This is a genomic window from Chryseobacterium panacisoli, from assembly GCF_008274625.1.
Classification (GTDB): Bacteria; Bacteroidota; Bacteroidia; order Flavobacteriales; family Weeksellaceae; genus Chryseobacterium; species Chryseobacterium panacisoli.
Genome location: NZ_VTRU01000001.1, coordinates 216,507 through 228,473, shown reverse-complemented (window position 1 = coordinate 228,473; position 11,967 = coordinate 216,507). Strand labels below are relative to the sequence as shown.

The 11,967-nt window shown below is 37.5% G+C and carries 14 protein-coding genes; 6 read left to right on the top strand and 8 right to left on the bottom strand.

Going from position 1 to position 11,967, the window contains the following annotated elements; genetic code table 11:
* The first annotated feature begins 34 nt into the window (after positions 1 to 34).
* From FW781_RS01100 to FW781_RS01090, 3 genes are read left to right on the top strand one after another with little or no spacing between them, the layout of a single operon-like run.
* On the top strand, positions 35 to 493 hold the full coding sequence (locus FW781_RS01100; RefSeq protein ID WP_149385727.1) for a hypothetical protein: 459 nt from the start codon (positions 35 to 37) through the stop codon (positions 491 to 493).
* Positions 494 to 495: 2 nt separating this feature from the next.
* The gene (locus FW781_RS01095; protein WP_149385726.1) at positions 496 to 798 is read left to right on the top strand and encodes a DUF3817 domain-containing protein; all 303 of its coding nucleotides are present in this window, start codon (positions 496 to 498) and stop codon (positions 796 to 798) included.
* Positions 795 to 1,151, top strand: a complete 357-nt coding sequence (locus tag FW781_RS01090; RefSeq protein WP_149385725.1) for a rhodanese-like domain-containing protein — start codon at positions 795 to 797, stop codon at positions 1,149 to 1,151. Before FW781_RS01095 ends, FW781_RS01090 begins: the two co-directional genes overlap by 4 nt.
* A 47-nt stretch (positions 1,152 to 1,198) precedes the next feature.
* Here the strand turns inward: FW781_RS01090 and FW781_RS01085 are convergent, their stop codons facing one another.
* On the bottom strand, positions 1,199 to 2,161 hold the full coding sequence (locus FW781_RS01085; protein ID WP_172625637.1) for a nitrilase family protein: 963 nt from the start codon (positions 2,159 to 2,161) through the stop codon (positions 1,199 to 1,201).
* Positions 2,162 to 2,225: 64 nt separating this feature from the next.
* The gene (locus tag FW781_RS01080) at positions 2,226 to 3,023 is read right to left on the bottom strand and encodes a helix-turn-helix domain-containing protein (protein ID WP_149385724.1); all 798 of its coding nucleotides are present in this window, start codon (positions 3,021 to 3,023) and stop codon (positions 2,226 to 2,228) included.
* A 139-nt stretch (positions 3,024 to 3,162) separates the two neighbouring features.
* Between FW781_RS01080 and FW781_RS01075 the strand changes: the two genes are divergently transcribed.
* Entirely contained in the window at positions 3,163 to 3,669 is a 507-nt protein-coding gene (locus FW781_RS01075; protein WP_149385723.1) for a pyridoxamine 5'-phosphate oxidase family protein, read from the top strand.
* 60 nt (positions 3,670 to 3,729) lie between these two features.
* On the opposite strand, the gene FW781_RS01070 is transcribed toward FW781_RS01075, so the two are convergent.
* From FW781_RS01070 to FW781_RS01060, 3 genes are all read right to left on the bottom strand, one after another.
* Complete coding sequence (locus FW781_RS01070; protein WP_149385722.1) at positions 3,730 to 3,963, bottom strand: thioredoxin domain-containing protein; 234 nt, start codon at positions 3,961 to 3,963, stop codon at positions 3,730 to 3,732.
* A gap of 9 nt (positions 3,964 to 3,972) precedes the next feature.
* The gene (locus FW781_RS01065; protein WP_149385721.1) at positions 3,973 to 4,857 is read right to left on the bottom strand and encodes a dihydrodipicolinate synthase family protein; all 885 of its coding nucleotides are present in this window, start codon (positions 4,855 to 4,857) and stop codon (positions 3,973 to 3,975) included.
* A gap of 150 nt (positions 4,858 to 5,007) precedes the next feature.
* Positions 5,008 to 5,463: a cupin domain-containing protein gene (locus FW781_RS01060; protein WP_034698222.1), complete on the bottom strand. Its 456-nt coding sequence runs from the start codon at positions 5,461 to 5,463 to the stop codon at positions 5,008 to 5,010.
* 101 nt (positions 5,464 to 5,564) lie between these two features.
* On the opposite strand from FW781_RS01060, the gene pdxR reads away from it, so the two are divergent.
* Complete coding sequence (gene pdxR, locus FW781_RS01055; protein WP_149385720.1) at positions 5,565 to 6,995, top strand: MocR-like pyridoxine biosynthesis transcription factor PdxR; 1,431 nt, start codon at positions 5,565 to 5,567, stop codon at positions 6,993 to 6,995.
* A gap of 76 nt (positions 6,996 to 7,071) precedes the next feature.
* On the opposite strand, the gene FW781_RS01050 is transcribed toward pdxR, so the two are convergent.
* Positions 7,072 to 8,208: an Atu1372/SO_1960 family protein gene (locus tag FW781_RS01050; RefSeq protein ID WP_149385719.1), complete on the bottom strand. Its 1,137-nt coding sequence runs from the start codon at positions 8,206 to 8,208 to the stop codon at positions 7,072 to 7,074.
* A gap of 127 nt (positions 8,209 to 8,335) precedes the next feature.
* Here FW781_RS01050 and FW781_RS01045 point away from each other — a divergent pair, with 127 nt between their 5' ends.
* Complete coding sequence (locus tag FW781_RS01045) at positions 8,336 to 9,124, top strand: AraC family transcriptional regulator (protein WP_228720109.1); 789 nt, start codon at positions 8,336 to 8,338, stop codon at positions 9,122 to 9,124.
* Between the two features lie 77 nt (positions 9,125 to 9,201).
* Here FW781_RS01045 and FW781_RS01040 read toward each other — a convergent pair whose 3' ends face one another.
* Both FW781_RS01040 and FW781_RS01035 read right to left on the bottom strand, forming a co-directional pair.
* On the bottom strand, positions 9,202 to 9,702 hold the full coding sequence (locus tag FW781_RS01040) for a CinA family protein (RefSeq protein WP_149385717.1): 501 nt from the start codon (positions 9,700 to 9,702) through the stop codon (positions 9,202 to 9,204).
* 119 nt (positions 9,703 to 9,821) lie between these two features.
* Positions 9,822 to 11,960 (bottom strand): catalase, encoded by a 2,139-nt coding sequence (locus FW781_RS01035; RefSeq protein ID WP_149385716.1) that lies wholly within the window; start codon positions 11,958 to 11,960, stop codon positions 9,822 to 9,824.
* Positions 11,961 to 11,967 lie beyond the last annotated feature (7 nt).

Genomic DNA, 11,967 nt, shown 5'->3' with positions numbered 1-11,967 from the left:
TATTATACCTTTGCTGTGTTCAAAAAAATAAACAATGTATCAAACCCTAACTTTTTTACATTCTCAGACCCGCTGGCTGGTTTTAATAAGCTTGATGTACGCCATTTTCCGTTCCTGTAAAGGATATTACTCAGACAGGAAATTTACGGGAACAGATAATTCTGTGAGACACTGGACGGCTACGATAGCTCATGTACAATTAATTATCGGAATGATATTTTATCTCAAAAGTCCTGTGATCCAGTATTTCTGGAAAAATTTTAATGAAGCCAAAGAATCTTTTGAACATCTGTTTTTCGGATTGATTCATATTTCATTGATGGTCACGGCAATTATCATCATCACAGTTGGCTCAGCTTTAACCAAAAGAAAACTTTCAGATAAAGACAAATTCAAAACCATGGGTATTTGGTTTTCTATTGCACTGATCATTATTTTCATTGCTGTTCCGTGGCCTTTTTCTCCTTTAGCAAACAGACCTTATTTCAGATAATTATGATGGATTTATTCAAAACAAAAATCGGCAGGCTAAGAATTCTGGCGATTCTGGAAGGCATTTCATTATTAAGCTTAGTATGTATTGCCGTTCCCATGAAATATTGGATGGGAAACCCTTTACTTGTACGATTAATAGGCCCCGTTCATGGAACATTATTCCTGCTTTTTCTGTTCAATACACTGAGCATTGGTGTAGAACAAAACTGGAAGTTTAAGGAAATAACATGGAAAGTGATTCTTGCCTGTTTTATTCCTTTTGGAACATTTTATATTGACTGGAAAATTTTAAGCAAGCTATGAAAAACATTCTGATAATCTGTGGCATTGCTATTACAGTATATATTGTATATAAAATTTACCGTCTTCAGACCTTAGATAACGGGTTGCCTGAACTGATGAAAAAAGGAGCAGTCATTCTTGATGTAAGAACTGAGAAGGAATACAAAACAGGACATATAGAAGGTTCGATTAATATTTCATTAGGAACAATCAGAGAGCGGTATATAGAATTGGATCCTGAAAAAACATACATCACAGTATGTTCACATGGACTCCGAAGTGTAAAAGCAGAAAACATCCTGAAAGAAAGGGGTTTCAAGCATATTTACAATGGTGGTGCCTGGAGTGATCTTCAAAAAACAATCAACCCATAAAATATCCCCTCCCATACTCTGTCGCGGGAGGGGTTATATTTATTTTTTTAAACAGGTTTATCAATTTTATCATCCAGCCATGCCACCTTTTGTTCAGATGAATGCTCCTGCCCTATGATGTCCCTATATAACTCAGGTCTTCGGGCTTTAATATATCTGTATCCTCCTGCATGAGTAAGCTTTTCAGAAGTAATCATCACAGATTCAAAACTGTCTTCCCACGAACGACATTCTGCAATAACATCCCCGAAAGGATCTATAATCATTGAACATCCGTTTTTCAACTGGTCATCATCCATCCCAACAGGATTTGAAAAAACAAGGTAAGCTCCGTTATCATAAGCTCTTGACGGCAGCCATTTCATCAGCCAGTCTCTACCTTTCATTCCTTCAAATTCAAGACGTAAAGACGTAGGATCTGCCTCCCTGTTTTCCCAAAGCCGGGAATCTACAAATCCTGCTCCAGGCCTTGTAGAAGGCGTACACATCGTAACATGAGGCATAAAAATAATTTCTGCGCCAAGAAGCCTTGTCGCTCTTACATTTTCAATGATATTATTATCATAGCAGATAAGAATACCACACTTCCAGCCCATGATATCAAATACACAATATTCATTACCGGCTGTAAGATAAGGATTGATAAAAGGGTGCAGCTTTCTGTACTTAGCCTTCAGTCCTGTTTTATCAACACATACATATGCCTTAAAAAGATTGTCATGCTCATCTTTTTCAAACAGCCCGGCTAATATGATGATATCATTCTGAGCGGCAATATCCTGCAGTTTTTGGATACTCTCCCCTTCCGGAATACGTTCCGCAATATCAAGAAGCTGTTCTCTGGAAAGTTTCCGGGCAAAAGTATACCCTGTAATGGAACATTCATGAAAAGCAATGACATGAGATCCCCGGGAAGCAGCCTGACTGGCCAGTTTTTCTATCATAGACAGATTATAAGCCTTATCACCGCTTCTATTTTCAAATTGTGCGGTTGAAATTTTAATATTCATAATTTTTTTAAGCAAAACTAGATGGCCCTGCCTCTAAAAAATTGTATAAAACCGACAAACCTATTTATAATTCAATGAAGTTGACCGCCATTTTATTTTCTGCCTTCAAATACTGTTTGGGAGTAAGCCCGATATTGTTTTTAAATTCCCTGATAAGATGAGACTGATCAGAATAACCTGCTTCATAAGAAAGCATCGTCATATTTTTATCATCAACCCCTTTATTGACCAGGCTTAAAAAATAATGGAGACGGATAATATTTCCATATTTTTTAGGAGATATTCCCATATGAAATTCAAATTTCCTTTCCAGATGACGTTCAGAGTATCCTGTAAATTTTTCTAAGTCTTTAGACGACACAATCCCTTTATTTTGAAGAACATATTGCTGTGTAGCCGCTATAACAAGATGATCTGTGCTTATTGTTTCGGATAAAAATTCAGTAAAAAGAATGTTCAGATTATTGATAATAGTCAAGGGATTGATTTTCTTAAAAAGTTTTTCCTGAAATACCTCCAGTTTATCTTTTAAAACATCTTCCACAGAAACAATCTGATTACGAAGCTCTTTAGCAGAAGTTTTTAAAAGAATAGTTAAAAAATAGGGCTGGAATACAATGGCAATCAGGGAAAATTTTCCTTTTGAAGAGAAATCTTTATACCCATTTAAAGTTCCATAAAAAAAAGAAAGCGGCATCCGGTCTTCTGAAATACCGGAATACAGATTCATGTCTCCGGATAGAATAAGCCCGGAGCTGCCATCCGTAAAAAGCCTTAAATTCTTTATAGCCTTTTCAGAATTTTCCAAAAAGATATAATGTCTGATAAAAGGAGCCAGATGTTTGGGTGGCGAAATCTGCATTCATCAAATGTACATAAACTTATTGGCAGAAAAAAAACAGTTTTTTGAAAAGAAATTTATTCTGCATACCACATTCTATTGTCTTTTGGTCAGGTATTTGAATGATTTAGTTTACACCAATCACTTAAAATATTATATTATGTCAACACAGAATCTCAGCCATCTCGAGGCAATCAAAAAAATCAAAGAACTTTCAGAAAGTGCAAGAATATGTATGTTCTGTACAGAATTGGAGACCGTTCCTGTCAATTCAAGACCTATGACCCTTCAGGAAACGGACGACAGCGGAAATCTCTGGTTTATCAGCAGCGGAACCAGCAATAAGAATTTTGAAATTAAAGAAGACCGAAGAGTGCAGTTGTTTTTTATGAATAACAGTGATTCCCAATATCTCTCGGTGTACGGAGAAGCTTCTGTTTATAAGGACAAGGCTACCATAGAAGAAAAATGGTCTCCTTTAGCGAAGGCATGGTTCGATGGAAAAGACGATCCCAATGTTACCATTATCCGTGTAGAACCTAAGGAAACCTATTATTGGGATACTAAAGCAGGAAAACTGGTCAGCCTCTTTAGCTTTGTTGCTTCTGCCATTACAGGTCATAAAACTAACAACTCTGACGGTGTAGAGGGAAATGCAACAATATAAAAGTTCTAAATAAAAAAACGGCTCAAAAAATTGAGCCGTTTATACAACAAGATTACTATTCTATTTTTTCACATCTTCCATAGATGCTCCAAAATTAATATGAAGAACGTTGCCATTAGGCGTTACTAAAGCAGGCACAGATTTTACACCAGCTTTTTCAGCCTCTTCAATTTTGTTTCTGTCATTTCCCAAATGGATAATTTCAACATTTTCCAGACCTGTAAGGTTGATAATATCATGTTCTGCACTGATACATACAGGGCATCCTGCGTGATAAAAAATGGATTTTTTCATAAAATTGTATTAATTAACAAGGGTTTTAATAATATTTTTTAATTCTTCAGTTTCTTTTTCCTGAAGAGGTTTTAAAGGACTTCTCAAATTTCCGCCGTCTTCACCCAGAATCGTAAGACCTGATTTTACAGCTCTTGGTAATCCTTTATTGACAATAAATTTTAAAAGGTCAAACTGCCGGTAGAAAATAGCTTTTGCTTTTTCAAGATTTCCTTCCTCAATGGCATTATAAAGGCTGATATTCAGTTCAGGAATAAGATTCGGTGCAGCAGTACACCAGCCTCTTGCTCCGGCAGAAAAGGCGGCCAGTGCCAAAGGATTAGAACCGTTATAGAATGCCACTTCTTCTCCCAATTCTCTTCTCAAAAAGTGCATCCTCTGAACATCTCCTGTACTTTCTTTGATCATGGTTACATTAGGAATTTCCAGAAGTCTTTTCAACAAGGCTGGTGACATATCTACTCCGCTTGTTGCCGGATTGTTATACGCCATAATCGGAATAGAAATTTTCCGGGCTACCGCATCATAATGCGTTACAATCTCATCATCTGTAAGTTTCCAGTAACTCATGGGGATAATCATCACTGCATCAGCACCTGCTTTTTCTGCAAACCGGGCATGGTGAATTGTTTTTTCTGTTGTAAGATTGGAAACCCCAACAAGAGTCGGAATTCTTCCTTTTACCTGCTGTAAAGTAGCTTCTGTCACTTCTTCTTTTTCTTCATCAGATAAGTAAGGCATCACCCCTGTACTTCCCAATGGAGCGATTCCATGGTTACCGGAAATGACCAGCCTTTCTACCAGATGCTTGAAAAGTGGAATATTTACTTTTTCATTTTCATCAAAAGGTGTTATGGGATAGGCAATAATCCCTTTAAATGGAACATTTTTCATGTTTTGCTGATTTAAAAAATTAAAATAATTGTGAACCATTAAGAGGACTTAAATTGTTAAGAATATCGGAATTTCATTTTCATAAGGAAATCACATCCATATCAATACATCTTAACAATGACAGTATCTTAATGGTTTACCACATTGGTATTAAAGGTCCCTGCCTTCTTCCTCTCTCAACGCAACACCCAGATTCTGAAGCTGAGGAGCATTTTCGCAGGCAATATATTTGGCAGGCTCTGTATCGCTAAGGTTCTGATGCTTATGCCATGCCCATGAAGGAATATAAACAGCATCTCCTGCTTCCCAATGTACTCTTTCATCTTCTACTTCTGTCCAGCCTTTCCCTTCAATAACAAATAATACTGTTTCATAAGTATGGCGGTGTCTGTTGGTTTGCTGCCCGGGAGTAAGTCCTCCAATCGTCATACTTACATTCTTACTTGGAAGATCTACAAAGAAAACCGGGTGTTTCCTTTCTGTTGAAAACTGATTGTGTTCTCCCGCATTTTCTACATTTTTATGAATCAGATGGCTTGGTTTTACATACTTTGGTCTTGCAAAAGTTTCGTGGAAATCCTTAGAACTGAATTGTTTCTTATCCATGATTTTAAAATTATTATGGTTTTGTGCTTTATTGCATGACAAAATTATTTTATATTTGGACCATTCAAATGATTCAGTTTTTACATAAATAGATAGTCCAGATGCTTCGACCTTGGAAATTAGAATTAGAAATTGATAAAAAGCTTGCTAAAGCCGTTTATCTACAGATTGCAGATACAATCATTAGCGATATCCGTTCAGGAAGATTAAAAGCCGGAGATGCACTTCCGGGAAGCCGAAATTTTGCTCAGACTCTAAAAATCAATAGGAATACCGTTGTAGAAGCGTATCAGGTACTGATTAATGAGGAATGGGTAATTTCAAGAGAACGGAAAGGTATTTTTGTATCGGAAAGGCTACCTCTTTTGCATGAAAAAAATACTGAAACCATCCATACTTCTCCCCATCAGCAGAGAGCATCTGGTGGCATTTTAATCAATTTCGATGATGGTCATCCTGATAGCAAAATTGCCCCTGTAACAGAGCTTGCAAGAGCCTACAGACAGATTTTCAGCATCAAGGCAAAATGGCAGATGATGGGCTATGGAGATGAACATGGTGATAGGGAATTCCGCAAAATGATTTCCCGGATGCTTAACCACCAGCGTGGAATGCATATTCATGAAAATGAAATTTCCATTACAAGGGGAAGCCAGATGGGAATGTTTCTCACTGCTCAGACCCTTTTTTCTTCCGGTGATGCTGTTATTGTTGAAGATCCGGGATATCAGCCTGCATGGCAGGCTTTTGAATATGCAGGAGCACAACTTTTACCTGTACCTGTAGATAGAGAAGGAATCAGTATTGAAATCATTGAAAAACTTTTGACAAAGCATCAGAATATAAAAGCGATATACATTACTCCTCACAGACAATATCCTACAACAGTTACCCTGAGTTTATCAAGAAGATTAAGATTAATAGAATTATCAAACCAATACAATATCACGATCATTGAAGATGATTACGATAACGAGTTTCATTTCGGGTACCGCCCAATACTCCCTATTTCAAGCTTTCCGGAGCTTAAGAATTATGTTTATATCGGAACGTTGAGTAAGGTTGTAGCCCCCGCTTTGAGAATTGGCTATCTGGCCACCGCAAATCAGGAATTACTGAAAAAAATAGGAGATCTGAGAAAGATTATTGATGTACACGGAGATGTCATTATGGAACAGGCCGTTCTTCAGCTAATAAAGGAAGGAGCCATAAAAAAACACATCAGAAAAGCAACCGTTCATTATAAAAATAAAAGAGATTTTGTTTTTGAGCTGCTGAAAAAGCATATGATTAATATTGCAGATTTTACGCTGCCTGAGGGTGGACTTGCTTTTTGGATTGTGCCTAAAGTACAATTGGATTGGGAGATTGTAACCGCAAAGTTATTGGAAAAAAACATTAAAATCATTCACCCGAAACAGTACAGCCAGAATCATGTGAATGGATTCAGACTGAGCTATGGAGCGCTTTCTGAAGAACAGCTGGAGCAAAGTATCCCTGTTATTTCAGAGGTTTTTGCTAAGTGTTTTTAATTTTTTTGGATTATTTATACAGCATAAAATGAGAAAATCTGTGGTTATTTTTAGCCACAGATTTTACTTTTGAGATTTACTCTACTTCAAAAACTGCCTGAATTTCAACAGAAGAATTTACCGGAATTGAAGATGCTCCAAAAGTCGCTCTGGCGTGCTTTCCCTTATCCCCGAAAACTTCAACAGCAAGATCAGAAGCAATATTCATCAAATCTGCATGTTTTGTATAATCATCTTTTGTATTGAAAATTCCTGTAAGCTGCACACATTGCTTTACTCTGCCTAAATCTCCTCCCACCGCTTCTTTCAATACGGAAATTACGTTCAGCATGGTAGCCTTTGTTGCATCTTTTACCTGTTGTTCATTTACTTCAACACCTAATTTTCCAGGATTGAGAATTTTTCCATCTTTCAAAGCAACCTGATTAATAAATACCAGATTTCCGGAACGGACAAACGGCTGATAATTTCCTGCGGGTTTCGGAACCTGTGGAAGTATAATATTTTTCTGTTTCAGTATTTCATTAAAATTCTGATGGTTTTCAACGATAGTCGTAGTTTTTTTCGGACGGGTATCTTTCAGTGCCAATGCAATTTTTGCAAAGTTTTTTCCCTGAAGTTCAGCAATATTGCGTTCTCCTTTGGTAGGTCTTTCCACATCTTTTAAAGAGGCCATACTTGTGACTCCTAAAACGGTATTTCCCTGTGGAATAGTTTTGTTCAGTTCTTCTGTTCCTCGGATTCCGTTAGATACCAATACCATCCCGTGTACAGCAAGGCTGTTCCAGAATGCCTGAAGTGCAAGTTCCTTTCCTGCCCCGCTTCCCGCTGACATAAAAACAGTAGCCGGAACTCCTTCCAAAGCGTGATTGGTCCACAGCTGAACGGTTTTGGATAAAAATTCACTCATTCCTGTACTGATATTCCCGAAATAAACCGGTGAACCAAATGCAATTCCGTCATAGTTTGTCAGTTCATCTACTGTTGCTACAGGCAGATTTTTCAGATTGGGATGCTGGGATGCTTTGACCAATTTGATATAAGGAACCGCATTATTTTCGCTTTCAATGCCTTTGGCGATTTCTTTGGCCAGTTCGTAAGTTCCGCCATTATCAGAATGGATAAGAACCAGTATTTTAGCTTTATCTTGTGCCATGATATTGGTGATATTAGATAATAAAATTAAAATAAAAAAAAGACATAATTTCTTCATTCAGAATAAGATATAAGTTAATATTTTTTGTTGAGACTATAATTTCTAATGTCTGTAATCTTGATGATACAAAATTACTATTGTCGTTTTTATTAAATTTGCCAAAATATACATACAAAACGACAACATGAAATGTGGACTGATTGAAAAAACGGAAAGCCAGTTTGTAGATTCCATTGAAAAGGAAGCTTATGTGTGGTGTGAAAAAAACTGGAAACATGATGATTATGAACATCAGCACAACCGTGCCCAGCTTACCTTTGTGGAAGAAGGTTATCAATATTTCCATATCGACAGGAAGATCTATCTTGTCCCGCAGCATCATGTCATCTGGATCCCGTCTGAAAAAGCCCACAAAATTACTTCTGAAGCACAAACTGTAAATCTGATGGTATTTTTGTTCAAATCTGTTTTTGAAGATGAATTCTATCAGAATGTACAGGTATTTGCCGTTCCTCCTGTTCTAAAGGAGATGCTTTTGTATGCTTCAAAATGGAACCAGTCATTGGATGAAAATGAAGAACAGGACCTATTTTTCAAAGCTATTTTAAAAAGCCTTCCTAACTTCTGCAAAGAAAGCAGCAGCCTGGAAATCCCTGTTCCTACAGACACCAGATTAATTCCCGTATGCAATGATATCAATGTAAATTTTAAATATAATCTGGATATTGATTCGTTAGCTGAAAAAGCGCAAATGTCTGTGAGAAGCCTTCAGCGGATTTTTAAAAATGAAACAGGAATTACCCTGCAAAAATACCTCCAGCTGACAAGAATTTTAAAAAGCATAGAGCTGATAGATACCAGACAATATACCTTAAGTGAAGTTGCTTATAAAGTAGGTTATCAAAGTCTCTCAGCATTCACATCATCTTATTTTGCCATCATGCAGGTAAAGCCAAAAATCAATAAAAATTAGGGGGTCTCATCATGCGGCATTGTCAATTTAAAGGTTGGTCATCGCTACAAAAAGTGCATTCTTCAGATTGATAGCATTTATTTTAAGATTAAAAGCCTGTTGAGCTCACTTTTAAAGCATCCCAATATAAATTCCGTATAATACAACTGGGCATTAAGGGCTTGTGTTTTGGGGTGAAGTTCCAGCTTTTTAGTCAGAATGATCTCTCCTTTATAGGAAAATGAGAAATAGGCAAAAATCTTATAGCCAGAATTCCGGTTCGGGGTACAATAGCCGGTTGTGGCAATAGACCAGTCCGATTCGTAGAGTCTGGCAACGTTTAATGCCATAGTTTCTGCAATATTTTCTGAAACACAGTCACATTCTTCAGCTTCCTGTCTGTTAACTTTTAACAGTCTTACTTTCTCCGGTAAAGAATAGGCCGTCACACCTCCTTTATAGAACATAGAAGCATTAGGCATCTGGGAGAAAGCCAGCTGTAAACATCCTGAAGTAACACTTTCAGCAACGGAAATGGTCTCGTCAATGGTCATGAATGACTGGCTTATATATTCAAGAAGATTTTGTTGAAATTCCATAATATTATATTTTGAATGAGGTTTAAAATTATTTTGAGAAGATGAAAAAGAGAGGTTCAAAAAGCTGCTGAATGAGTAAAAACAGCAGCTTTAATATGGTGTGAAAGGTATTTTAATGATTATGAATTTCTCTCCATTTCAAGATCCCATACTCTGTGTTTAGCAATAGCATTGATAAATTTATCTGCAGGATTTCCATCTTCCCAAGTAATGATTCCAGGATCAGCATGTTGTTTGGCCGATATATTGGAATCATGATAAAGAGCCTGTGTATCTGTACCAAAACAAATTGCCTTACAATGTTTATAAGATTCATTGATAAAATGCAGCACATGGTGTTTATTTTCTGAAATCATCAGTTCTTTTACGGAGCCTGCGCCGGAACAAATGAATAATGCATCGAAACAGACACTGGCAGTATTGGTAAGAGAATGTTTCGGGGTAAGGTCTGTACCATCATCAGTTTTTATACGAGCAAGACTTGGTGCAATTAATTCAACTTTGGCTCCTTTTGCTTCAAGTTTTGCCTTAAAATCTTTTACGGCTCCGCCATCAGCACCATTGGCCAGGATAAATCCTATTTTTCTGCTTTTAATCGTATTCTTAACGGTATTTACCATGCTTAAGGCATCAGAAATCTTGGTATGAGGCTCTTTTTCTTTGCTCTGAAGGTCTATGATATTACTGTCTGCCGGCAGACTTTGGTTGGGCCGTTTTAATTTTTTAACTTCTACACCTACTTTTTCTGCAACTCTCCGGGCCATAGACATATCAATGTAAGCCAGCTGCCCTGCCATTCTCTCTCTGATCTCTGGACGGGTTACTTTAGACAGTTCAAAGATCAATGCATTCTGAAGATGCATTTTTTCCGGTGTCGACTGGCTGTTATAAAATAGTTTAGCCTGTGAATAATGATCTACAAAGCTTTTACTTCTTTCCCTGATCTTTACTCCGGAAACTCTTTCCTGTTGGGAAGCAAACCCGCCTTCAGACATCATTGCCTGAAAAGGACATCCGCCTCCTATGGAATTGGGCTCGTAGCTCGTTTTTCCTTTGACAATCTGCTGCCTCATGTGCCCATCTCTTTGATTGTTATGAACGGTATTGATGGACCTGTTGATTGGTATTTCATGGAAATTGGGTGATCCGAGCCTTGACAGCTGAGTATCAGTATATGAAAATAATCTTCCCTGCAGCAGCGGGTCATTCGTGAAATCTATTCCGGGAATGATGTGCCCGGGATGAAAAGCAACCTGTTCTGTTTCTGCAAAGAAATTATCCGGATTTTTGTTCAGAGTTAATGTTCCTACGATTTCTACGGGAACTTCTTCCTCAGGAACCAGTTTTGTAGGATCAAGAAGGTCAAAATCAAATTTGTGTTCGTCTTCTTCAGGAATCAGCTGTACTCCAAAGTCCCATTCAGGATAGTCGCCATTTTCAATGGCTTCCCAAAGGTCTCTTTTATGAAAATCAGCATCTACTCCTGAAATAATCTGAGCTTCATTCCAGGCTACAGAGTGTACTCCCAGTTTTGGTTTAAAATGGAATTTCACAAAATGTACTTTTCCTGCTTCATTAATGAATTTGAAAGAATGTACCCCGAAACCTTCCATCATTCTCAGACTTCTCGGGATAGCTCTGTCGCTCATCACCCACATAATCATGTGCATACTTTCAGGCATGAGTGAAATAAAATCCCAAAATGTATCATGAGCTGAAGCGGCCTGTGGAATTTCATTATCAGGTTCCGGTTTTACAGCATGTATGAGATCAGGAAATTTAATGGCATCCTGAATGAAAAATACAGGTATATTGTTGGCCACCAAATCATAATTTCCTTCATCAGTATAGAATTTCACAGCAAAACCTCTTGCATCTCTTGCGAGATCTGTACTCCCTTTACTCCCTGCAACAGTTGAAAATCGTACAAAAACAGGCGTTTCTTTTCCTGGTTCTGTCAAAAATTTTGCTTTGGTGTAAGCTGCAAGGCTCTTGTTAAGTTTAAAAACGCCATGGGCACCGGAACCTCTGGCATGCACTACTCTTTCAGGAATCCTTTCGTGATCGAAGTGGGTAATCTTTTCTCTGAGAATAAAATCTTCCAGTAATGAAGGACCACGCTCTCCGGCTTTCAAAGAATCCTGATTGTTATTGATCTTTAAGCCCTGATTGGTGGTCAGCTTTTCATTTTCATTGGAAGTACTGTGTACATCCAGCTGTTCTGCTTTTTTGCTGTGTTTGTTCGTTTTCATATTCATAATCTTT